Source organism: Actinomadura sp. NPDC048021 (assembly GCF_040653135.1).
Lineage (GTDB): Bacteria > Actinomycetota > Actinomycetes > Streptosporangiales > Streptosporangiaceae > Spirillospora > Spirillospora verrucosospora.
Genome location: NZ_JBEZJQ010000002.1, coordinates 1 through 21,559, shown reverse-complemented (window position 1 = coordinate 21,559; position 21,559 = coordinate 1). Strand labels below are relative to the sequence as shown.

The following is a 21,559-nucleotide window of genomic DNA, read 5'->3' as shown; positions in this document are numbered from 1 at the left end:
GCCGAGCGACGCGTTGGCGACGAAAGGGGATCGACATGGGTAAGCACGCGAATGTTCAGGAGTACGCGGCGGACGTGCCGGAGGGCCTGCGGGACGTCCTGGAGAAGGCGCTCGCGGTGGTCGGCGAGGCGATGCCCGAGGTGGAGCCCGCGCTGTGGCACGGCCAGCCGACCTGGAGCGTCGGCGAGCAGCCCGTGTGCTTCCTCAAGGCGTACCCGAAGTACGTGACGTTCGGCTTCTGGAACGGCCAGCTGATCGAGGACGGCTCGGGCCGCCTGGAGGCCATGTCCCGGCAGATGGCCGGCGTGAAGCTGCGTGCCCTGGACGACATCGACGCCGCCCTGTTCGCCGACTGGGTGAAGCAGGCGCACGCCCTGGAGGTCAAGAAGGCTTGACGTCAGGACCGCTTGACGCGCACACTCGCATCATGGTCACTCCGGATGGGATCGAGCGAGACATCACGCTGACGAGCGCGGCGGCCCGGTACGACGAGCTGTGGCTCCGGGACGCCGTGGCCGAACCGCCGCTCCGGCGCGAGGAGGTCCTGGAACTCCTCGCGCTCGGGGAGGTGATCGCGCGGAAGGCGGTCTACGGCCGGCAGCTCGCCGTCCGCTCGGCCCGCCGCGCGGGCGCCTCCTGGGCCCAGATCGGCGGCGCGATGGGCGTCAGCAAGCAGGCCGCCTGGGAAGCGCACGGCAAGTGGATTGAAGATCAGGCCGAAGAGAACCGCCGCAGCGACTACCAGGGCCTCGACGAGGACCAGGTCGCCGCCGCCCGCCGCCTGGCCGGCGACGCGAACGAGTAAAAGTCGCAAGGGCCGCACCTCCCCGAGGCTGTTCGGCTCGAAGAGGGAGTCCATCGCAATAGGCGTCAAAGAGTTTCTCTCCGTTGGCTCTGGGAAATCTGTGTGCTAGAGGGAACGGAGGCGATTGGCATGGAGGTCGTTCTTGAAATGACCCTGCCGAGGAACGCGGAGAGCGCTCCGCTGGTGCGGCACACGCTCGACGCCTCTCTCCGCGGGCTCGGAGTGGGTTCCGAGGTCCGTGCCGATATCGCGCTCGCGCTGGGCGAGGCGTGCGCGAACGTCATTCAGCATGCCGCGGCCGGAAAAGAGTACGAGGTCCGGGCGCGGATGGACGGGGCACGGTGCGTCGTGGACGTCATCGACGGGGGCTCGGGGGACGGGGCGGACGGGGCCGCGGCGTGGGAGCGCGTGGAGGCGCCGCCGCTGGCCGAGCACGGGCGGGGGCTCCGGTTGATGCGGGCGTTCACGGAGGGGGTCCAGATCGCCGCGCGCGCTCACCGGAACGGGTCGGTCGTGCATTTCGAGAAGTCGCTGGCGACCTGACGGCATGGAACGGCCCGGCGGGCTGGCGCTCGCCGGGCCGCGTCTTCGGTGACCGGTCAGCCGGTGACCGGCAGGTCGTGCTTGACCGGTCGCGGAGCGGGGGCCTCGGCAGGGCCGTGTGCGGGCCCGGCGGCCTTGCCGCAGGTGGCGGACGCGACCCGGATGGCGCCCTTGTTGCCGGGCAGGGCCAGCTCCATGCCGGTGACGGCGAGGCGTCCGTCGGCCATGCGCTGCTGCTTGTTGAGGACCAGGGCCGTCCGGCCGAGGCCGTCCACGTCGACGGGGACGGTGGTGTTGGGCGGCGGGGTGGAGTCGAGGTGCTTCCCGGCGAGCGTGGCGCCGGCGAGACGCGCGCCGCCCCGCCCGGCGGTGCACTTGGCGGTGACGGCGTCGGCCAGCAGCTTCGCGGACGGGACGGACAGGTGCGTCACGGCCGAGCGGGCCCGGGCGGCGGAGGCGTCGACGTCCAGCGCGGACGCCTTGACCAGCTTGGTGCGGTCCTCGCGGAGCACGCTCTTGCGGACGGTGCCGGTGCTGGAGGAGACGGCGGGCACCGGCGGGACGGCGAGCGGGCCGGTCACGGTCAGCCCGTACGCGGAGCCCTCGCTCCCGGGGGCGGCGGCGAAGGCCGGGGCCGGGGCGGCTGCCGCGGCGAGGCCGGTGGCGAGGAGCCCGGCGGTGGCGATCCGTTTGGCGGCAGGGATGTGACGCATGAACTTACTCCGATTCTCTGTGAGAGCTGGGGGTGGTGCCGGCCGGTCAGGCCGAGATGAACACCAGGGAACCGAGCGGCACCCGGGACAGCGCCTTCAGCGCGTCGGCGGGTACGCGCACGCAGCCGTGCGTGACAGCCTTGCCGAACACCGAGGCGTCGGGCCAGCCGTGGAGTGCGACGGTGCCGGGACCGCCGCCAAAAGTGTCGAGGGTCGCCGAGTGGGTACCGAGCGGCAGGACGATGGGGCTCGGCGTCTTCTCGGCCGGGGCGAGCGTCGCCATGACGAACGTCCGGCCGGTCGGCGTCGGTGTCTTGGTGTCGCCGACCGCGACCGGCCAGCGGCCCACGGGCCGCGCGGACTTCTCCAGGACGAGCCGCCTGCGGGCGAGGTCGACGTGGACGGTGTACGGCGTGTGCGCGGTCTTCAGCGCGGTGCCGGGAATCCACCCGGTCGCCCCGTTGGGACGGCTCGGCAGGAGCACCCTCCGCCAGTCGCCCGAGGTCTCCACCACGGGCACCCAGGTGGGGCCGCCGAGTTCGGTGGTGGGGAGGGTGGCGAAGCGGTGGCCGGCCGGGCGGTCGAACACCGGCGCCGGGCTGGTGGGGTGCACGACGAGGCCGTCGGTGGCGCCGTCGGGCGTGGTGTCCGCCGGGGCGCCGGAGAGGGTCTTGTAGGTCGTGGCCTCGGGGGCGTTGGCGGGGGCGTTGGCGGGGGCGGTGCTACCGCTCCCGGTCCCGGCCGACGCCGTGCTGTGCCCGGAGGAGGAGCCGCCGCAGCCGCCGGCGGAAAGGAGCAGGGCAGCGGTGATCCCGCCCGCGGTGACGGCGCGCAGGGAATGCCGAGGGGCACGTATGGTCGCCATGAGCGGGGATGTTAGTAGTGGTGAAGGCGGCCGTATCGAGAATGGCGAAAAAGGCTCCCGGGGCGGCCGTTGTAAATGTAGATAATGCTCTATTTGGAAGGCACTTTGCGGAGGGTCACGACTTTTCGGGGAAAACGGAATCCATGGACGGTTCACGCGAGCATGGAGAGGGAACCGCCGTCGTCGTCCGGGCGGGTGGCCGCCTCGTGGAACTCGGTGAGACCCCACAGCAGGGCGGCCTGCGCGGCCGCCGGCATCTCGGCCAGCACGCGGGTGAGGCTCTCGCGCCGCCGCAGCCGGAGCCGGTCGAGCAGCTCCTGCCCGTCCCCGCTCAGCCGGACGGTGACCTGGCGCCGGTCGCGGCCGGGGTCGCGCGTGAGCAGGCCGGCGGCCTCCAGCCGGTCGCACAGCCGGCTCGCCGACGACACCAGGGCGCCGAGCTCGCCCGCCAGCCTGCTGATGTTGACGGGCCCCCGCTCCAGGACGAACAGCGCGCGCAGTTGCGTGGACGGAATAGGGACATCCGGGGCATTGTGGGCGCGCGACCATACGTTCAGCAGGGTGGAGGCCGCATCGTCGAGCGCAGCCGCGAGATCCGCGGCGTCCTCACCCGACGTGGCCACCATGCCCTCCACTGTTACACACGACGTCGCCCACGGCATCCCGGGACCTGCGGGTCCGCCGGCCGCCGGAGCCGTGCGGCGAGGGGCGAGGATCGAGATGCACGGTGCACGCGCGGAGAACGGGCCGTTCGAGGCGGCCAGGAAGGCGATCTGGGCGGCCCCGCCGAACGAGGTGATCGCCGTCGCGGCCGACGTCCTCGGCCGGCACGGGTGCGCGGACACCGAGGTCCTGATGGTCGACTACCGGCAGATGTTCCTCGTCCGGACGGTCTCCGCCGGTGACGACGTCTCCGTGGACAACACGCCGCCGGGCCGGGCGTTCGCGTCGCAGCGGACCGTCCGGGACGACGGGGAGGGGCTCGCCCACCTGCCGCTGACCGTGAAGGGGGAGCGGATCGGGATCCTGTCGGTGCGGCTTCCGGACGGCGGTCCGCTCTGGCTGGACGACTTCGCCGGCGTGCTCGCCCGCGCCCTCAAGATCGCCGACCAGGCCACCGACATGTACCGGCGCCTGCGCCGGCGGACGCGGCTGACGCTGGCCGCCGAGATGCAGTGGGACATGCTGCCCGCGTCCGCCTACCAGGCGTCCGAGCTCAGCTTCGCGGGCCAGCTCGAACCCGCCTACGCGGTGTGGGGCGACGCGTTCGACTGGGCCACGTCCGGCGAGCGGTTCACCCTGACCGTCAGCAACGGGATGGGGTCGGGCACCGAGTCGGCGGAGCTCACCCATCTGGCGATCAGCGCGCTGCGCAACGCGCGCCGGTCCGGCGGCGACATCGTGGAGCAGGCCGAGCTCGCCGACGAGGCGCTGTTCGGACGGCACCGGGGCGAGCGGCTCGTGGACGCGCTCCTCCTGGAGTTCGACCTCTCCGACGGGCGGGTCCGGGCCATCGACGCGGGCTCGCCGAGGATCACCCGGCTGCGGGGCGGCGCCACGGACCGGCTCGGGTTCGAGCCGCAGATGCCGCTCGGGATGTTCGGCGACACCCGCTACGTGCCCCAGGAGTTCGCCGTCGAGCCGGGCGACCGGCTGGTCATCGTCAGCGACGGCGTGCACGCCGCCCGGTCGCCCGCCGGGGTCGTGTACGGGGACGCGGGGCTGCTCCAGGCGATGCGCGCCACCCGGTTGCAGGACCCGCCCGAGGCCGTCCGGACCATGGTCCGGCACTACGTCGGCTTCCACGAGGGCGCCCAGCCGTCCGACGACGCGGTGATCGTGTGCGTTGACTGGACGGGCCGGGACCCGGGCGCCGGCAAGGGCGCCGGGGACGGCTGACGCCGGGCGGCCTTCGCCGGGCCCGGCCCAGGTCGCCCGGGACGCTCAGTCGTCCGGATCTTCGGCGTCGTCCCCGGCGGCGGTCGACGGCTGGGCGGGCAGCGTCCACCGGAACGTGGTGCCGGGGGCGGGCTCCGCGTCGGGCTCGGCGTCCTCGTCGACGGCGAGCCAGATGCGCCCGCCGTGGTACTCGACGATCTTCTTGCACAGCGCCAGGCCGATGCCCGTGCCGGTGTACTCCTCGCGCGAGTGCAGCCGCTGGAAGATGAGGAAGATCCGGTCGGCGTAGCGGGGGTCGATGCCGATGCCGTTGTCGGCGCATGCGAACTCCCACTCGTCCCCGGCGCGGCGGACGCTGATGGTGACGCGCGGCGGCACGCCCTCCCGGCGGAACTTGATCGCGTTGCCGACCAGGTTCTGGAAGAGCTGGACCAGCTGGGTGCGGTCGCCGGGCACGTCGGGCAGCTCCGCGACCTCCACCTCGGCGCCGGTCTCATCGCGCAGGGTGGAGAGGTTGTCCAGCGCCTGCCGGACGACGTCGTCGAGGTCGACGGAGTCCTCGGGCCGCGACATCCGCCCGACGCGCGAGAAGCTCAGCAGGTCGTTGATCAGTGCCTGCATGCGCTTGGCGCCGTCGACGGCGAACGCGATGTACTGCTTCCCGCGGTCGTCGAGCTGGTCGCCGTACCGGCGTTCGAGCATCTGGCAGAAGCTCGCGACCTTGCGCAGCGGCTCCTGCAGGTCGTGGCTCGCGACGTAGGCGAACTGCTCCAGCTCGGCGTTGGAGCGGCGCAGCTCCTCGGTCTGCTCGTCGAGCCGGCGGGACTTGTCCTCGCTGGTGCGCCACTCCTCGATGATCCGGGCGCGCATCGCGTCGATGATCGCGGCCAGCTCGTTGATCTCCGCCGGGCCGGGGACGTCGAGGCGGTGCCCGAAGTCGCCCTCCGAGACGGCGCGGACGCGGCCGGTCAGGGTCGACACCGGCGTCAGAACGGTCCGGCGGAACAGCACGGCGAGCAGCAGCGCGGCGACGACGACCATGGCGAGCGCGGCGAACGTGGACCACTGGGCGGTCCTCGCGCGCGAGTTCAGTTTCGCGGCGGCCCGGTCGTGCAGCGTGGTGATGCCGGACTGGAGCGGCGTCATGTCGCCGCGCGCCTGCACGAGCAGGCGGCTCGCCAGCCGGCTCTCGCCGCGGTCGATGCCCTGGCCGCCGGGCCCGGCCGCGACCCGGTCGGCGAACCCGGTCCGCCAGGCGCGCGAGTCGGCGGTCGCCTTGGCGAGGAGCCGGTCGACGTCCCCGTGCCCGGGCACCCCGGCGAGGAGGCGGCGCATGCGGGCGGCGGACGCCGCCTCCTGGCGCACGGCGGCCCGGTACTGCTCGACGTGCTCGCGCCCGCCCTCCTCGGCGTACGCGCGGATGGCGATGTCCTGCGCGGTGACGGCCGTGGAGAGCCGGAACTGCTCCAGCGTCGCCGGGTCGACGCGCTCGATCAGGACGTCGCGGGCCTGCTCGTTCCCGTACATCGCCATGCCGGTCTGCACGAACGCGGCCAGCAGGAGGGCGCCGAGGACGGCGGAGCCGATCCGGTAGATCTGGACGAGCCGGACCCGGCCCATCCCCTGCCCCTCAGGGATCTGCGCCCCGGACAGCACGGCGCCCGGTCCGGCGGCCCGCGCCGTCCCGGCGGGCTCGGCGGCCTCGCCCGTCCCGGCGGACGTCTCGCCGGTCACCGGTCGTCCCCCCGGCTCAGCATCAGCAGGGCGAGATCGTCGGCGAGGACGTCCCCGTTCAGCCGTTCGGCCTCCGCGATGAGTCCGTCGACGAGCACGTCGCCGCGCCTCCCCTCCTCGTGCGCGGCCCTGGCGAGCCGCAGCAGGCCGTCCATGTCGAGGTGCCCGCCTTCCTCGCCGGCGGACCCCTCGATCAGCCCGTCGGTGTAGAGCAGCAGTCCCCACTCGTCGCCGAGCTCCAGGTCGGCGGCGGGCCACCGGGCGCCCGGGAGCAGCCCGAGCGCCGGGCCCCGCGGCTCGTCCGGGACGGCCTCCACGCCGTCCGGCGAGAAGAACAGCGGGCACGGATGCCCGGCCCGGTGCAGCCGGGCGCTGCGCCGGTCGGGCGCGATCGTCACCATGCAGACGGTCGTGAAGATCTCGTCGCTCCACCGCTCGTGCTGCAGGACGGCGTCGAGGGTGTCGAGGAGGCGGGAGCCGGTGTTCCCGGCGAGCACGAGCGTCCGCCACGCCATGCGGAGCCGGACGCCGAGGGACGCCTCGTCGGCGCCGTGCCCGCTCACGTCGCCGATCACGGCGTGGACGGCGCCGTCGGCGGTCTCCACGGTGTCGTGGAAGTCGCCGCCGAGCAGCGCGCGGTCGCGTCCCGGCCGGTAGCGGGTGTGGTGCCGCAGCGCCCGGTCGTGCAGGATCGGCACCGGCAGCAGGCCGCGCTCCAGCCGGGCGTTCTCCCTGCTGAGCGCCCGCGCCTCGACGAGCTGCCGCTCGGACTCGTCGGCGCGCTTGCGCTCGATCGCGTAGCTGATCGCCCGGGTGAGCAGCGCGCCGTCCGCGTCCTGCTTGACGAGGTAGTCCTGGGCGCCGGCGGCGACGGCGGCGACGCCGACGTGCGCGTCGGCGAGCCCGGTCAGCACGAGCACGGCGGTGCCCGGCGCGTGCTCGCGCACCTGGTGGAGGGCGTCGAGGCCCCGCGCGTCCGGGAGGGAGAGGTCGACGATGACGCACTGGATGTCGGGCCGCAGCGCGTCGAGGGCCTCGGCGAGCGTCGCCGCGACGGTGATCCGCAGGCCGGGCTGCGCCTCGGTCAGCAGCTCCTCGAACAGGAACGCGTCGCCGGGATCGTCCTCGACGAGAAGGAGGTGCGGGGAACCGGCGACACCGAGGAGCCGCTCCGCACCGCGACTGGGCATCGCGGCCATGTCTCAGCTCCTTCTGTCCGGCGAGGCCGGGTGGATGTCAGGTGGGAGGCCCTTGTCATCGAGCAAATGTTAGAGGCATCGGGCGCCGCGGGGGCACGCGGAACGGCCGAACGGCGCTCCTCCGGCGGAACCTGCTGTCCTTTCGGTAACGATGCCGCGTCCCGCGCCACTACCCCGTGACATGACCTGAACGGACGGACGGAGGAGCACGCGGTGGCAGACGAGGCCCCCGATGAACAGCGCTTCACCGCGATCTACGACGAGTGCCGCCAGCGCGTGTGGGCCTACGCCGCCGCCCGCGCCGGCGGCCAGGTCGCGGACGAGGTGGTGAGCGAGACCTTCGCCGTGGCGTGGCGGCGGCTGGCCGACGTCCCGGACCCGGCGCTGCCGTGGCTGCTCGGCGTCGCCCGGAACGTGCTGCGCGACGGGCACCGCGCGCGGGTGCGCCGCGAGTCGTTCGCGGCCGAGCTCGGGCGGTGGGCGCCGCGCCGGACCGGCGACGTCGCCGAGGACGTGGCCGAGCGGCTCGCGGTGCTGCGCGCGATGGCGTCGCTGCCGGAGGGGGACAGGGAGATCCTGATCCTCATCGCCTGGCAGGGCCTGACGCCGCGCGAGGCCGCCCGGGTCGTCGGCTGCTCGCCGGCGGCGCTGCGGGTGCGCCTGCACCGCGCGCGCCGCCGCCTGGTCCGCGCGGCCGAGGACGAGCAGCCGGACGCCCGGATCGCGTCCGCCCGCCCGGACCCGCCCAGGCCGCCCGCCCGGACCGACCCCGGACCGGGGCCGGGAGGCGCGGCGGCGCAGGGGGCACGGTCGCAGGTCGGAGTCATCAAGGGAGAGACGGCATGAAGGATGTGATGCGGGTGTTGCGGGATGCCAGGCCTGAGGAGATGGACCCGGGTGCGCCGGTGGACGAGGGCGTGCGCCGGGCCGAGCTGGCGCGGGCCATGGCGGCGCCGCTTCCGGAGGCCGGGGGCGCCGCGCCCGCGCGGCGGCGAGTGCGGCCGGTGTGGGGACTGGGGCTGGCCGGGGCGGTCGCGGCGGGGGCCGTCGCCGCGGCGGCGGTGATCGTCGCTCCCGGCGGGGGCGGGACGGAGCCGGCCGGGACGGGCGGAGGCGGCGAGCGGGTGCTCGACGCGAGGACCGTCCTGCTCGCGGCGGCCGAGAAGGCGGACGGGCAGACCGAGACGATGCGGGCCTTCTGGCACCAGGTGACGGTGTCGTCCGCCACGTACACGGTCGGCGAGGGCGGCGGCGGTTACGCCGTCACGGTCAGGAGCAAGGCGGAGAGCTGGACGCCGAGCAGGCCGGGCGGCAAGGCGTGGGCCGCGGCGCAGGAGCTGGGGGCCAAGCCCGCGACCAAGGCGGACGAGGAGGCCTGGCGGCGCGCGGGGTCGCCCGGGACCTTCAAGGTCCAGGTTCCGGTGGCTCCGGGCGTCAACGGCCGCCTGAAGGGGTTCACGGCGAAGACCGCGCCCGGTCCGCGCAGCTTCAACGGCTCCGCGCTGGTCGACGGCGACAAGGTGTTCTGGCTGGGCCGGAACGTGACCATGAAGGACCTGCGGGCGCTTCCGTCCGACCCGAGGCGGCTCAAGGCCGAGCTGCTGCGCTGGTACAAGGGCCACGACACCGAGTCGAACCGGCCGATGGCGTCGGACCTGTGGCTCTACACGGTGGCGCGCGGCCTGGTGATGGAGATGCCGGTGAAGCCGGCGGTGCGGGCGGCCGCGTTCCGGATGCTGGCGGGGCTCCCGGCGGTGCGGTCGCTCGGGAAGGTCACCGATCCGCAGGGGCGGACGGGGAACGCCATCGCGCTGGACGAGAAGACGCGGCAGGGCGTGATCAGGCAGGAAATGATCATTGATCTGACCTCGGGCGCCGCGCTGGCCAGCATGAACGTCATGGTGGCGCCGGCGGCCGGGGCGAGCGTCCCGGCGGGGCGGACGATGAACTCGACCGCCTTGATCGGCGCGGAATGGACCGATTCCCAGCCGCGCTGACGTCATTGGGGAAGGGACGGTGCCGGCGCGGTGCCGTCCCTTCCCGGCGTTAGTGGCCGGGTTGTGATCACGCGCTTCTGGGAGTGCGGCGCGCGGTTTTCTGTGCGGCTTTGCGGCCCGCGGCGGCCGCCTTGGCGCGGTTGAGGCTTTCGCGGACCTTGGCGGCGCCGCGGGCCGCGGTCACGGTGTCCTTGGCGCGCCCGGCGTAAACGGCGAGCACCTCGGCGACGGGGGGAGGCTGCCATTCCTCCTTCGCCACGATCGGCAGGACGGGGACGGGTGCGGCGGCGGAGTTTCCGGACACGGGGTTTCCAGTCACGGGGACGAGCGCGAGATGGGATTGGCAGTGCGGGCACTGCACCCCCGGATGGGTGTCTCTGCTCATAACAACAATCATTACGCGTGGGTCTGACAAAACAACCCCCGCCTTTAGCGGACCTCGGAGGCGCTTATGTGTGGCGGGCGCCCATGTGCGCGGCGCGGACGCCGCCCGTGCGGTCGTCGTGCCGCGTCCGGTCGTCGTGGCGGACGAGTGACGCGCCGCAGCACAGCAGCGCGACGATGACCGCGAGCCAGGCCACGGCGCGTCCCGCGCGCAGGCCGTATCCGCAGGTGATCCAGAGAAGGTGCAGGCCGGCGCGGCGCCACGGGTCGCGCTCGCCGTGCCGCCGCATCTCCAGCGCGCTGTAGCGGAAGTCGCGGGCGAGGCGGTCGCGGTCGGAGTCGGCGGTGGCGCGTGCCAGCTCCTGGTACAGCGTGCGCAGCCGGTCGTCGCGGCCGGCGCCGCCGGCGAGGTCCTCGGCGAGGACGGCCCGGTCGCGGCGGCGCCACGGCCGCAGCCGGCGCCGGCCGGGCGCGGTCGCGAACGCGCAGTCGCCCGAGATCCGCAGCGCGTCCGGCCGCCGCAGCCCGAGGAAGCCGCAGCCGCTGAGGTCGATGTCGGCGAGCAGCAGCCGGGTCGCGTCGGCGCGGCGCAGCGAGAGGAGCCGGACGCCGGACGGGCCGGCCCCGGCGGGCGGCTCGGGGAGCCCCTGGATCGGGTGCGCCAGCGCCCGGACGGCGGCCGGGCCCTCGAACACCGCGTCCTCCAGGTCGAGTTCGGCGTGCCGGAGCCGGAAGTCGGCCTCCCCGTGGACGATCGCGCCGCGGGCGATGACCTGCCGCGCCGCCGCGTGCACCCGCAGCCCGCCGTGCACGGTCGCGTCCGACAGCGCGATCCGGCCGCCGGCCGCCAGCGGCCCGAGCCAGGCGCCGTGCCGGAACCGCGCCCGCTCGAAGCGGGCATGGCGCGCCACCTGGACGCGCCGGAACGACACGTCGCCGCGGAAGCAGGCCCCCTGCATCGCCGCGTCCCGCCCGAACCGGGCGCGGTCGAAGCAGGCCGCGCCCATGAGCACCGCGCCGCGGAAGGCGGCGTCGGCGTGCCACCGCGTCTCGCCGAAGAGGGCGTCGCCGGTGAACACCGCCTCCTCGAAGGAGGCGTGCCGGTGGAACCGGGCCTCGTGGAAGGACGCGTTTCGCCCGAAGCGCGCCCCCCGGAACGAGACGTTGCCGAAGAACCGCGCGTCGTAGAACGACGCGCCGCCGAGGAAGCGGGCGCCGTCGAACGAGCTGTCGCCCTCCACACACAGGCCGCGCATTCCCACGTCCGCCGGGAGCACGGCCCCGTCGAACCGGGCGCGGCCGAGGTGGGGCCGCCCGTCGGGCCCGGTGACGGCGTCCAGGACCCCGTCCAGCAGCCACGGCGGGACGGTGACGCCGCGCAGGTCGAGATCGGCTCCGGGGCGCAGCGCGCCCGTGAACCGCTCGAACTCGCGGGGACGCAGGTGGGCGGGGCAGCCGCCCAGGTCGCCCGCGGCCCGGCCGGTGCAGCCGTCGACGGCGGTGCAGCGCGGCCAGAACACCGTGGGCGGCGAAGCCTCGTGAGGAGTCACGGTCTTCGTTCTACCCACGCGGGGGCGCGCAGTGAAGGTCTCCTGGTGGCCAGGTCGTTGCAACCCCCCGGCCACGTTCGGCGGCGACGGCCGGGACGGAGTGATCTGCGGGAACCGCGGGAATGATCGACCTATCGGATACCTCGGTGGAACCCGTACGTTCGACTTTCGTTAACCTAGATCGGGGAAAATTCTGGCATGACCGTCAATCCAGGACATGTCCCTCCGCAATCCGAGGCGCTGCCCGACGACCGCTTCCTCGACCGCGAGGAGAGCTGGCTGAGGTTCAACCAGCGCGTCCTGGAGCTCGCCGAGGACCCGGGGCTGCCGCTGCTCGAACGCGTCCGCTTCCTGTCGATCTTCTCCAGCAACCTGGACGAGTTCTTCATGGTCCGCGTCGCCGGGCTCGCCCGCCGGATGGCGACGGGCCTGGCCGTCCAGTCCGCCAGCGGCCGCCAGCCCCGCGAGGTGCTGGCGCGCACCGGCGTGGTCGCGCACGAGCTGATGCAGCGGCACGCGTCGTGCTTCCGCAAGGAGATCCTGCCCGCGCTCGGCGAGGAGGGCATCGAGCTCCTGCGCTGGGACGAGCTGGCCGAGACCGAGCAGGAGCGGCTGCGGCGGCTCTTCCGCGACCGGATCTACCCCGTGCTCACCCCGCTCGTCGTCGACTCCGCGCACCCGTTCCCCTACATCTCGGGTCTGTCGCTGAACCTCGCGGTGATCGTCCGCGACCCGGAGACCGACGCCACGATGTTCGCCCGGGTGAAGGTGCCCCCGCTGCTGCCGCGCTTCATCGAGGCGTCCCCCGACCGGTTCACGCCGCTGGAGGACGTCATCGCGGCCCACCTCGGGCAGCTGTTCGTCGGGATGGAGGTCGTCGAGCACCACGCGTTCCGGGTCACCCGCAACCAGGACCTGGAGATCGACGACGACATCAGCGAGGGCCTGCTGCAGGCGCTCGAACGCGAGCTGCTGCGCCGCCGGTTCGGCCCCGTCGTCCGGCTGGAGGTCGAGGAGTCGATCTCCGAGGGGGTGCTGGACCTGCTCACCTCCGAGCTGGGGGTGGACGAGGGCCAGATCTACCGCGTGGTCGGGCCGCTCGACCTCGGCGGCCTCGCCGCCATCGCCGACCTCGACCGGCCGGAGCTGAAGTACCCCCCTTTCGTCCCGTCGAAGGAGGCGCTGCCGGAGGACGCGAGCATCTTCAGCGCCATCCGTGAGCGCGACGTGCTCGTCCACCACCCCTACGACTCGTTCACCACCACCGTCCAGCGGCTGATCGAGGACGCCGCGTCCGACCCGCGCGTCCTGGCGATCAAGCAGACCCTGTACCGGACGAGCGGCGACTCGCCGATCGTGGACGCGCTGATGAGCGCCGCCGAGGCCGGCAAGCAGGTCGTGGTCGTCGTCGAGCTGAAGGCCCGGTTCGACGAGCGCGCCAACATCGCCTGGGCGCGCAAGCTGGAGACCGCCGGCTGCCATGTCGTCTACGGGTTCGTCGGGCTGAAGACGCACTGCAAGCTCGCGCTGATCGTCCGGCAGGAGTCCGAGGGCCACCTGCGCCGCTACTGCCACATCGGCACCGGCAACTACCACCCGAAGACCGCGCGCCTGTACGAGGACTTCGGGCTGCTCACCGCCGACCCCGAGGTCGGCGAGGACGTCAGCGCCCTGTTCAACCACCTCACCGGCTACTCGCGGCAGAGCTCCTACCACCGGCTGCTCGTCGCGCCGAACAGCCTGCGCTCCGGGCTCGTCCAGCGGATCGAGCACGAGATCGACAACCGGCGTGCCGGGCACCCCGCCCGCGTCCGGATCAAGTGCAACGCGCTGGTGGACGAGGTCATCATCGACGCGCTCTACCGGGCGTCCCGGGCCGGGGTCCCGGTGGACGTCTGGGTCCGCGGCATCTGCGCGCTGCGTCCCGGCGTGCCCGGCCTGTCGGACATGATCCGGGTGCGCAGCGTCCTCGGCCGGTTCCTGGAGCACTCCCGCGTGTTCGCGTTCGAGAACGGCGGCGAACCCGAGGTGTGGCTCGGCAGCGCCGACCTGATGCACCGCAACCTGGACCGCCGCGTCGAGGCCCTCGTCACCGTCAACGACCGGGCCCAGCGCGACGACCTGCTCGCGCTGATGGACCGGGCCATGGCCGAGGACACCCACGCCTGGACGCTCGACGCGGAGGGCACCTGGACGCGCAACCAGGCCCGTCCCGGCGAGACCCTGCGGGACATCCAGACCCACCTGGTGAAGAGCCGCCGGTGGAGGACGATCGATGCCTGAGACCATCAGGGCCGCGGGCGCGCTGCTGTGGCGCGACGGCCCGGAGTTCGCGCTGATCCACCGGCCCCGCCACGACGACTGGTCGTTCCCGAAGGGCAAGGTCGACCCGGGCGAGCACGTGCTGCGCGCCGCCGTCCGCGAGGTCGAGGAGGAGACCGGCGTCGTCCCCCGCCTCGGGCGGCGCCTCTCGACCGTCACCTATCCGCTCGGTGAGCAGACCAAGCGGGTCGAGTACTGGGCCGCCCGCCCGGTCGCGGTGAGCGCGTTCACCCCGAACGACGAGGTGGACGAGCTGGTCTGGCTGCCGGCGGAGGAGGCCGAGGACCGGCTCAGCTACCGGCACGACGTCGACCTGCTCCACGAGTTCCTGGGGGGCCCGCTCGCCACCGCGCCGCTGGTCATCCTGCGGCACGCGCGCGCGGGGGAGAAGAAGGCGTGGCGGGAGGCCGACGAGCTGCGCCCGCTGGACGAGGCTGGCCGCGCCGAGGCGTCCGGCCTCGCCGGGCTGCTGCGCTCCTACGGGCCCATGCGGACCGTCAGCTCGGCCACCGCCCGGTGCTTGGAGACCGTCCTGCCCTACGCGCGGCGCGTCCGCGTGCCCGTCGAGACGGAGGCGGCGTTCACGGTCGGCGAGACCAATCCGGACCAGGCCGTGGAGCGGCTGCTGTCCATGGCGGGCGCTCCCGCGCTGGTGAGCACGCACGGCGAGATCGTCTCCGAGCTCGTCGCCGGCCTCTGCCGGAAGCTGGGCGAGAAGGTCCCGGACGACACGAAGCTCGACAAGGCCGAGTTCTGGACCGCCCATCTCGCCGACGGCGCGCTGGCCGCCCTCGAACGCCACACGCCCCGGACGGCGGGGGCCTGACGAACGCGTGGGTTGCGGTCGCGCAGGGCCGACCCGTACATTCACCCTTATGGGTGAATATTCTGCTGACCTGCTCGATTCGGTCTTCTCGGCGGTCTCCGACCCCACCCGCCGCGCCATCCTGGCCCGGCTCGCCGAGTCGGACGCCCGGGTGACGGACGTCGCGGGAGCATTCCCGATCTCCCTGAACTCCACGTCCAAGCACATCCGGACGCTCGAAGGGGCGGGGCTGGTGCGGCGGAACGTGCGGGGGCGCGAGCACTTCCTGAGCCTGAACGCGGCGCCGCTCGCCGAGGCGGCCGCGTGGATCGAGCACTACCGCGCGTTCTGGAGCGAGCAGCTCGCCTCGCTCGAAGCCTTCGTCGCCGACCGCGAAGCGGCCGCCCGTGACGCTGACCGTGACGCTGACCGTGACACCGGCCGTGACACCGGCCGTGACACCGCGGAGGGGGCGTCGTGACGAACGCGTACTCGGTGACCGTCCAGCGGGAGATCGCCGCCTCTCCCGAGGTCCTCTTCGACGCCTGGCTGGACGCGCGGAGCCTCGGCTCGTGGCTCAGACCGTCCGGCATCAGGGAGACCCGGGCCGAAACGGACCCGCGCGAGGGTGGAACGTTCCGCATCGTCATGGTCGACGACGAGTCGTCCATCCTGCACTCCGGCACCTACCGGGTGATCGACCGGCCCCGGCGGCTGGTGTTCACCTGGTCCTCACCCGCGACCCGGCACCGGGACTCGGTGGTGACGGTCACCTTCCGGCCCTCGCCCGGCGCGACCGTGGTGGAGATCCATCAGGTCGGGCTTCCGGACGAGGAGGCCCGGACCTCGCACCGTGCCGGATGGTCGGACGTTCTCCGCGAACTTGGCGACTCCCGCACACGAGACGAACCCGCACGAGACGAGGACTGAACCGTGACCACCTTGGACAAGAAAGTCGCCGTCGTCTACGGCGGCGGAGGCACCGTCGGCGGAGCGATCGCGCGTGCCTTCGCGCGTGAAGGCGCCCAGGTGCACGTCGCCGGACGCACCCGCGACCCCCTGGACCGCGTGGTGCGGGACGTCACCGCCGGAGGCGGCCGGGCGGAGGCCGCCCTGGTCGACGCCGCGGACGAGGACGCCGTGCGCCGGCACCTGGACGAGGTGACCGGGCGGGCCGGACGCCTCGACATCCTGGTCAACGCGGTCGGCGTCCCGCACGTGCAGGGGCCGCCGCTCGCGGAGCTCGACCTCGACCGGTTCATGGCCCCGATCGACGGGTACCTGCGCACGCTGTTCGCCACCGTGAAGGCCGCCGCTCCGCACCTCGCGGAGCAGGGCTCGGGCGTCGTCCTCACGATGTCCACCCCCGGCGCCCGCCTGACGGGACGCGGCTTCCTGGGCAACGGCGTCTCGTCGGCCGCGGTCGAGGCGTTCTCCCGCATCCTGGCGGGCGAGCTCGGCCCCGACGGGGTGCGCGTGGTCTGCATCCGGCCCCACGCGATCCCCGCGTCGGTCGGCGCCTCCCATGTGACCGGGGCCTTCGAGGAGATGGCCGGCCGCGCGGGCGCGACCACGGACGAGTGGCTCGCCGGCGCCGCGCGGGGGACACTGCTCGGGCGCCTGCCGACGCCCGAGGACGTGGCCGAGTACGCGGCGTTCGCCGCCTCGGACCGCGCCCGGACGATGACGGGAGTGATCGCCAACCTGAGCGCCGGCTGCATCGTGGACTAGGGGAAACGTGGACTAGGGGGACCGGGGACGGCGCGGACGCCGGCCCGTCAGAACGAGGGGCCCAGCGTCCGTGACCAGGTGGTCGCCAGGAGGTCGCGGGCCTTCTCCGCCTCCGCCCGCTCCCCGCCGTAGAGGACGCCGACCGCGAAGGCGTCCGCGGTCGTGCGGGCGCGGGCGGCTGCCCGTTCCAGGTGCTCCATCGCGATCACGGCGTCCTGGTGGGCGCCGAGGACCTCCTGGATGCGCTTGGTGTCCTTGACCACCCGCTTGGCCGCCGCGCCCAGCACGGGAACCGCCAGCTCGGCCGCGTACCGGGCGCGCTTGGCCGCCTTCCGCGTCTCGTGGCGGGCGAGGTCGGGGTCGGCGGACGTCTTGATCGACGCGTAGTCCCCGGCCATCCGGTCCCAGGCCCGCGTGACGAGCGCGGGGAGCTCCTTGCGGGCCTTCTTGCCGGCCACGGCCGCCAGCGGCGGGTCGGCGACCAGCCTGTCGAGCCCGTCGAGCAGCGCGAAGTACCGCGCGTCCCTCAGGGCGGCGTTGAGGTGCCGGTACGCGGCCCGCTCGTGCCGCTCCAGGTCGTCCTGCAGGAAGGGCGGCGCGTCCGCGAAGCGGGCCCGGAGCACCTCCAGGTCGCGGACCTCGCCGAGGGCCTGCGCGACCCACCGCAGCTCGGGCCCGAGCGGCGCGGTCCGCTCCGCGTCCAGGACGGGCCGGTAGCTGCGCAGGACGCTCCTCGTTCTGCGCACGGCCACGCGCATGCGGTGGACGGCGTCGTCCTCGCCCAGCCGCGCCCCGGGGTCGAACCGCAGGATCGACTCGACCTGCTCGGCGAGATAGGCCAGCACGACCTCCCCCGTCGTGATCGAGGGTGCCTTTCCGTTGCTGGTCGCCTCCGTGATCCGCGACCGGGCCGCGGCCCGCTGCCGCGCCGCCTCCGACGGCGCGACGCCGTCCCCGAGCAGCCGCGCGAGCTTGGACGCCGACTTGGACCTCTTCGCCCCGGCCTTGCGCAGGCGCTTGCCCGCGGCCTTCAGCAGCTCCGGCGTCCCGGTGCCGAGCTCGACCTCGATCTCCCGCCAGCGCTCGGGGTCGGCCTCCCGCCCGCGCCCGGTCACCAGGTCGTCGGCGACCTCCGCGAGGGCCTCGCCGTCCGTGCCGAGCAGGCGCACGACCGTCCGGCGGGTCTCCAGGGTCGCGACGGGGCGCAGCTCCGCCCCGCGGGTGTGCGCGGCGACGAGCCCGGCCAGGCGCGCCGGGACGAGCAGGGGGCGGCCGAGGGGCGCCCGGAACTCGTGCTTGCCGTCCCCGTCCCGCCCGGCCGGCATCTTCAGGTGCCAGCCCGCGTCCGGCCCGCCCCGCCGCCGGCGCAGCGTGATCCGGTTGGCCGCCAGGCGCAGGTCCGCGGTGTCGAAGTAGGTGGCGTGCAGCTCCCGGACCTCGGGCTCCCCGACCGACGCCACGCCCGCGAGCCCGTCCAGTTCCGGCAGGACGAACCCGGCCGGGGCGTCGTACTTCTGCTCGATCTCCAGATGCCGCTCGGCCACGCGCTGCTCCTCAGGGAAGGGCGACAAATCGGGTGCACACCCAGATAGCCAGCATTCCACGTCAAAGTGAACAACGGCCGAAAACTCCTCGTCCCCTACGGGACCAGGACCGCGCGGCAGGTGGTGACGATCAGCTCGTCGACCCGCGTCGGCGGGGGCCGGTGGTCGAGCAGGTGCCGGCGGACGGCGCCGTAGGGGACGTCGACCGTGGCGAAGACCACGCGCTCGCGGTCGACGCCGCGGCGCCGGGCGAACGCGCTCAGCGCGCCCGTGGCCCGGGCGTTCAGGGCGTCGAGGGGTGCGGCGAGTTCGGCGGGCCAGGCGGCGGCGAGGTCGCGGCGGCGGTGCAGGAGCAGCACGGCGGCCTCGGCGGGGCGCTCGCGGCACCAGCGGGGCGTGTGCAGGGCGGCCGCCTCGGCGTCGTCCGCGTCCAGGGCCGCGACGAAGCCATCCTGGAAGCGGCGGACGCAGCGGGTCCACAGGGTGGCGAGCAGCAGGTCGCGCGACCCGAAGCGGTGGTAGAGCGAGCCGGACGGGGCGCCGAGGCGCTCGGCGATGGCGGCGATGGTCGCGGCGGAGGGCCCGCCCTCGGCGGTGACCGCGAGCGCCGCGTCGAGGATCCGGTCCTCGTCGAACTTGGCCGGTCTTCCCACGCGCGCCTCCCGGATGATAGTAGTGAGAGCATTCTAGAACACAGCCTCTAAAAAGGAGCGGCCATGTCGGCTTCCGAGATCGTCAGGGGTTTCTACACCGCGACCCAGGCGGCCGACGGGGCGGCGATCCTCGCCCTCCTCCATCCGGAGTTCGAGGCGCACACGGCGCCGGGGCTGCCGTGCGGTGCGGGCGGCGACTTCCGGGGCCCCGAGGAGACCCTCGCTCGGGTGTGGGGGGCGATCTTCGCCGAGTTCGACACGGCTCCCCACGCCGAGACCTGGCATGAGACCGGAGACGGGCTGGTCGTGGTGACGGGACGGTACCGCGGAACGGCCAGGGCGACGGGCCGTTCGTTCGAGGCGGAGTTCGCGCATCTCTGGCGCGTCACCGAGGGCAGGATCTCCTGGCTGCACCAGTACACCGACACGGCCCGGTGGCGGGACGCCCTCGTCCCGTGAACCGGCGGCGCCCGCCGGGTGCCTCAGACGAGGTGGTACTTCATCCCCATGTGGGACGGGCGGAAGCCGATCTTCTGGTAGAAGCGGATCGCGTCGGGGCGCTGGCGGTCGGTGGTGAGCTGCACCACGCGGCAGCCGCGGGCGCGGGCCCGGTCGATGGCCCATGTGATCATCAGCTGGCCCAGCCCGGCGCCGCGCTGCTCGGCGGCGACGCGGACGCCCTCGATCTGGGCGCGCTCGGAGCCGGTGTAGGTGAGGCCGGGGATGAAGGTGAGCTGGAGCGTGCCGGCGACCGCCCCCGCCACCTCGGCGACGACCAGGCTGTTGTTGGGATCCTTCTCGATCGCGGCGAACGCTCTGAAGTAGGCCTCCGGTATCTCCTCACCCGGTGTTTCGCGGGTTGATCCCAGGGGATCGTCGGCGAGGAGCCGGACGATCTCGGGGAGATCGTCCAACGTCGCCTCGCGGAAGGTCACTTCTTGATCACTCTGCACGCCTTCCAGGCTATCGGGACGCTAAGTTGCAGCGTTCGCCCATGTCTTGTAGTACTACGGTGTGTAGTACTACGCTGAGTGGAGACCCCCCGGCTCGGACGGCGGTCTCATCGCCGCGCAGGGAGAAGTCAATGCACAACAACGAGAACGAGGAACACTGGACCGACCACGCCATCTGCCGCGGCGCGGATCCTGACCTGTTCTTCCCGATCGGCTACTCCGCGCCCGTGCTCCAGGCACAGGAGGACGCGGCCAAGGAGATCTGTTCCCACTGCCCGGTGCGGGCCGACTGCCTCGCGTGGGCGCTGCGGGTGGGGGAGCCCGACGGCATCTGGGGCGGGACGACCCCCGAGGAGCGGCGCTACCTGCGCCGGACGGCCGACGCCCCGGCGCGGCGGCCGCTGCCGGTGATCGTGGTGCGGGGCGACGCCTCCGAGTCGGAGCACGCGTCGGCCGCCTAGAACGCCACCGGCACCTTCTGCCCGTCCCGTCCGTTGGGGGAGTCAGGGACGCAGAGACTTTACGGTGGCTGACATGAGCTTTACCCCCGACCGGCAACGTTCCGAGGGCCTGGCGAAACACGGCGCCCGGGCCCTGGCGTCGGCGGTGCTGATCCTCACGGTGACCGCCGCGATGTGGGTTCTGGAGGCGTTCGACTACACGACGAACGGCTGGCTCGACCGGTTCGGGATCCAGCCGCGCGACGTGAACGACCTGCCGGACATCTTCACCGCGCCCTTCATGCACGCCGGCTTCGGGCACCTGACGGCCAACACGGTCCCGTTCCTGATCCTCGGGTTCGCCGCGGCGGCGCGGGGCATCGCCAGGTTCCTCGCCGCCAGCCTGATCATCATCGTGGTCGGCGGGCTCGGGGTGTGGTTCCTCAGCTCCGCCAACACCCTCGGGTCCAGCATCCTGATCTTCGGGTTCTTCGGCTACCTGGTGGGACGCGGGATCTTCGAGCGGCGGCTGCCCGACATCGCCATCGCGGTCGCCGTCGTCGCCGTCTACGGGACGATGCTGCTCGGCGTCCTGCCGAGCGACCCCACCATCTCGTGGCAGGGCCACCTCTTCGGGCTGCTCGGCGGCCTCCTCGCCTCGTGGTTCCTGCGCGGCGGCACGACCGCGACGTCTCGAAAAATGTCCGACTAAAAGCCTTTTGCAGTGAATGGACGCCAATCTGGCGACTCCATTGTTTTGTCGTCTCCATGGCTCTTCTTGATCTTCGTCGGGTATCGGTCCCCCCGAGGTGGGCGACCTCGCCCACCAGGGGGAACGAGCAAGGGGAGAAGGATGAGCGTGCGAAGAGCGATGGCCGTGGCCGCCGCGGGGGCGGCGGCCGGGGCGTTCGTCGTGATCGGGGCTGGGGCGGCGGAGGCGCAGACCGACACCCAGCTCTGCGAGTACCTGGTCACGGCGCGGGACGGACTCAACGTGCACGAGCTGCCCAACGTGCATTCGAAGGTCGTGGGCGTCCTGAAGTTCCACGACAAGCCGTGGGCCGACTGCAAGACCAAGGGGTTCACCGAGATCCGCGGGAACGTCCCGGTCCAGCTCCGGCACGGGTTCATCGACGTCAAGTTCCTGCGCAAGCTCCGGGTCATTCCGACCGGCGGCGTGGAGACGGGCGCGGGCGGAACCTCCACCGGCATGGACTCCGCGCTCGCCGCGGGGGGTGTCGCCACGGTCCTCGCCGGCGGCGGGATCGCGCTCGCGGCACGGCGGCGGGCGACGGGCGCCGCCTGATCGGCACCGCCTGCGACGGGGCGGCAGGGCGGCGCCCCGCCGCCTCTCACGAGTGAACGACGGTCGCGTCGCCGGCGAGGACCGTGGCGACACCCCCCCCCGCGAGCGCGGAGTCC

General features: G+C 73.3%; 25 protein-coding genes. 15 read left to right on the top strand and 10 right to left on the bottom strand.

Annotated features, from left to right (window positions below):
• The first annotated feature begins 35 nt into the window (after positions 1 to 35).
• The 3 genes from AB0C87_RS03230 (at position 36) to AB0C87_RS03220 (ending at position 1,348) form a co-directional block, all read left to right on the top strand.
• Positions 36 to 395 carry a DUF1801 domain-containing protein gene (locus AB0C87_RS03230; protein WP_353833796.1) on the top strand — a complete coding sequence of 120 codons (360 nt, stop codon included), beginning with the start codon at positions 36 to 38 and terminating at the stop codon, positions 393 to 395.
• A 32-nt stretch (positions 396 to 427) separates the two neighbouring features.
• The gene (locus AB0C87_RS03225; protein ID WP_345171186.1) at positions 428 to 805 is read left to right on the top strand and encodes a hypothetical protein; all 378 of its coding nucleotides are present in this window, start codon (positions 428 to 430) and stop codon (positions 803 to 805) included.
• A gap of 147 nt (positions 806 to 952) precedes the next feature.
• Positions 953 to 1,348 (top strand): ATP-binding protein, encoded by a 396-nt coding sequence (locus AB0C87_RS03220; RefSeq protein ID WP_345171184.1) that lies wholly within the window; start codon positions 953 to 955, stop codon positions 1,346 to 1,348.
• A gap of 56 nt (positions 1,349 to 1,404) precedes the next feature.
• Here the strand turns inward: AB0C87_RS03220 and AB0C87_RS03215 are convergent, their stop codons facing one another.
• The 3 genes from AB0C87_RS03215 to AB0C87_RS03205 form a co-directional block, all read right to left on the bottom strand.
• Positions 1,405 to 2,061 (bottom strand): choice-of-anchor P family protein, encoded by a 657-nt coding sequence (locus AB0C87_RS03215; protein ID WP_345171182.1) that lies wholly within the window; start codon positions 2,059 to 2,061, stop codon positions 1,405 to 1,407.
• A gap of 46 nt (positions 2,062 to 2,107) precedes the next feature.
• A complete protein-coding gene (locus tag AB0C87_RS03210) occupies positions 2,108 to 2,926 on the bottom strand; it encodes a L,D-transpeptidase family protein (protein ID WP_353833797.1) in 819 nt (272 codons plus the stop codon).
• A gap of 152 nt (positions 2,927 to 3,078) precedes the next feature.
• Positions 3,079 to 3,552: a MarR family transcriptional regulator gene (locus tag AB0C87_RS03205; RefSeq protein ID WP_345171177.1), complete on the bottom strand. Its 474-nt coding sequence runs from the start codon at positions 3,550 to 3,552 to the stop codon at positions 3,079 to 3,081.
• 94 nt (positions 3,553 to 3,646) lie between these two features.
• Between AB0C87_RS03205 and AB0C87_RS03200 the strand changes: the two genes are divergently transcribed.
• The gene (locus AB0C87_RS03200; RefSeq protein WP_353833798.1) at positions 3,647 to 4,825 is read left to right on the top strand and encodes a SpoIIE family protein phosphatase; all 1,179 of its coding nucleotides are present in this window, start codon (positions 3,647 to 3,649) and stop codon (positions 4,823 to 4,825) included.
• Between the two features lie 45 nt (positions 4,826 to 4,870).
• On the opposite strand, the gene AB0C87_RS03195 is transcribed toward AB0C87_RS03200, so the two are convergent.
• On the bottom strand, positions 4,871 to 6,559 hold the full coding sequence (locus AB0C87_RS03195) for an ATP-binding protein (protein WP_360576285.1): 1,689 nt from the start codon (positions 6,557 to 6,559) through the stop codon (positions 4,871 to 4,873).
• Positions 6,556 to 7,758, bottom strand: a complete 1,203-nt coding sequence (locus AB0C87_RS03190) for a fused response regulator/phosphatase (RefSeq protein ID WP_345171171.1) — start codon at positions 7,756 to 7,758, stop codon at positions 6,556 to 6,558. The genes AB0C87_RS03195 and AB0C87_RS03190 overlap by 4 nt, the downstream gene beginning before the upstream one ends.
• 213 nt (positions 7,759 to 7,971) lie before the next feature.
• On the opposite strand from AB0C87_RS03190, the gene AB0C87_RS03185 reads away from it, so the two are divergent.
• Both AB0C87_RS03185 and AB0C87_RS03180 read left to right on the top strand, forming a co-directional pair.
• Complete coding sequence (locus tag AB0C87_RS03185) at positions 7,972 to 8,604, top strand: sigma-70 family RNA polymerase sigma factor (RefSeq protein ID WP_360349775.1); 633 nt, start codon at positions 7,972 to 7,974, stop codon at positions 8,602 to 8,604.
• Positions 8,601 to 9,755 carry a CU044_5270 family protein gene (locus AB0C87_RS03180; protein ID WP_360576283.1) on the top strand — a complete coding sequence of 385 codons (1,155 nt, stop codon included), beginning with the start codon at positions 8,601 to 8,603 and terminating at the stop codon, positions 9,753 to 9,755. The genes AB0C87_RS03185 and AB0C87_RS03180 overlap by 4 nt, the downstream gene beginning before the upstream one ends.
• A gap of 67 nt (positions 9,756 to 9,822) precedes the next feature.
• Here AB0C87_RS03180 and AB0C87_RS03175 read toward each other — a convergent pair whose 3' ends face one another.
• Positions 9,823 to 10,059 (bottom strand): hypothetical protein, encoded by a 237-nt coding sequence (locus AB0C87_RS03175; protein ID WP_258944924.1) that lies wholly within the window; start codon positions 10,057 to 10,059, stop codon positions 9,823 to 9,825.
• 145 nt (positions 10,060 to 10,204) lie between these two features.
• On the bottom strand, positions 10,205 to 11,689 hold the full coding sequence (locus AB0C87_RS03170; protein WP_360576281.1) for a pentapeptide repeat-containing protein: 1,485 nt from the start codon (positions 11,687 to 11,689) through the stop codon (positions 10,205 to 10,207).
• 198 nt (positions 11,690 to 11,887) lie between these two features.
• Here AB0C87_RS03170 and AB0C87_RS03165 point away from each other — a divergent pair, with 198 nt between their 5' ends.
• From AB0C87_RS03165 to AB0C87_RS03145, 5 genes are read left to right on the top strand one after another with little or no spacing between them, the layout of a single operon-like run.
• Positions 11,888 to 13,972, top strand: a complete 2,085-nt coding sequence (locus tag AB0C87_RS03165) for an RNA degradosome polyphosphate kinase (RefSeq protein WP_345171163.1) — start codon at positions 11,888 to 11,890, stop codon at positions 13,970 to 13,972.
• On the top strand, positions 13,965 to 14,837 hold the full coding sequence (locus tag AB0C87_RS03160) for an NUDIX domain-containing protein (protein ID WP_360576278.1): 873 nt from the start codon (positions 13,965 to 13,967) through the stop codon (positions 14,835 to 14,837). Before AB0C87_RS03165 ends, AB0C87_RS03160 begins: the two co-directional genes overlap by 8 nt.
• A gap of 49 nt (positions 14,838 to 14,886) precedes the next feature.
• Positions 14,887 to 15,297, top strand: coding sequence for a metalloregulator ArsR/SmtB family transcription factor (locus AB0C87_RS03155; protein WP_360576276.1), 411 nt, complete (start codon positions 14,887 to 14,889; stop codon positions 15,295 to 15,297).
• Positions 15,294 to 15,746 carry an SRPBCC domain-containing protein gene (locus AB0C87_RS03150; protein ID WP_360576274.1) on the top strand — a complete coding sequence of 151 codons (453 nt, stop codon included), beginning with the start codon at positions 15,294 to 15,296 and terminating at the stop codon, positions 15,744 to 15,746. Before AB0C87_RS03155 ends, AB0C87_RS03150 begins: the two co-directional genes overlap by 4 nt.
• A 3-nt stretch (positions 15,747 to 15,749) precedes the next feature.
• A complete protein-coding gene (locus tag AB0C87_RS03145; RefSeq protein ID WP_360576272.1) occupies positions 15,750 to 16,547 on the top strand; it encodes an SDR family oxidoreductase in 798 nt (265 codons plus the stop codon).
• Positions 16,548 to 16,594: 47 nt separating this feature from the next.
• On the opposite strand, the gene AB0C87_RS03140 is transcribed toward AB0C87_RS03145, so the two are convergent.
• Both AB0C87_RS03140 and AB0C87_RS03135 read right to left on the bottom strand, forming a co-directional pair.
• Complete coding sequence (locus tag AB0C87_RS03140) at positions 16,595 to 18,091, bottom strand: CYTH and CHAD domain-containing protein (protein ID WP_345171153.1); 1,497 nt, start codon at positions 18,089 to 18,091, stop codon at positions 16,595 to 16,597.
• A gap of 95 nt (positions 18,092 to 18,186) precedes the next feature.
• The gene (locus tag AB0C87_RS03135) at positions 18,187 to 18,744 is read right to left on the bottom strand and encodes a TetR family transcriptional regulator (RefSeq protein ID WP_353833809.1); all 558 of its coding nucleotides are present in this window, start codon (positions 18,742 to 18,744) and stop codon (positions 18,187 to 18,189) included.
• Positions 18,745 to 18,807: 63 nt separating this feature from the next.
• On the opposite strand from AB0C87_RS03135, the gene AB0C87_RS03130 reads away from it, so the two are divergent.
• Complete coding sequence (locus AB0C87_RS03130; protein WP_345171149.1) at positions 18,808 to 19,203, top strand: nuclear transport factor 2 family protein; 396 nt, start codon at positions 18,808 to 18,810, stop codon at positions 19,201 to 19,203.
• Between the two features lie 23 nt (positions 19,204 to 19,226).
• Here the strand turns inward: AB0C87_RS03130 and AB0C87_RS03125 are convergent, their stop codons facing one another.
• On the bottom strand, positions 19,227 to 19,679 hold the full coding sequence (locus tag AB0C87_RS03125; protein WP_353833813.1) for a GNAT family N-acetyltransferase: 453 nt from the start codon (positions 19,677 to 19,679) through the stop codon (positions 19,227 to 19,229).
• A 149-nt stretch (positions 19,680 to 19,828) separates the two neighbouring features.
• Between AB0C87_RS03125 and AB0C87_RS03120 the strand changes: the two genes are divergently transcribed.
• The 3 genes from AB0C87_RS03120 (at position 19,829) to AB0C87_RS03110 (ending at position 21,443) form a co-directional block, all read left to right on the top strand.
• A complete protein-coding gene (locus tag AB0C87_RS03120; RefSeq protein WP_345171147.1) occupies positions 19,829 to 20,158 on the top strand; it encodes a WhiB family transcriptional regulator in 330 nt (109 codons plus the stop codon).
• A 73-nt stretch (positions 20,159 to 20,231) separates the two neighbouring features.
• Positions 20,232 to 20,849, top strand: coding sequence for a rhomboid family intramembrane serine protease (locus AB0C87_RS03115; protein ID WP_345171146.1), 618 nt, complete (start codon positions 20,232 to 20,234; stop codon positions 20,847 to 20,849).
• Between the two features lie 141 nt (positions 20,850 to 20,990).
• Positions 20,991 to 21,443, top strand: a complete 453-nt coding sequence (locus tag AB0C87_RS03110; protein WP_345171144.1) for a hypothetical protein — start codon at positions 20,991 to 20,993, stop codon at positions 21,441 to 21,443.
• Positions 21,444 to 21,559 lie beyond the last annotated feature (116 nt).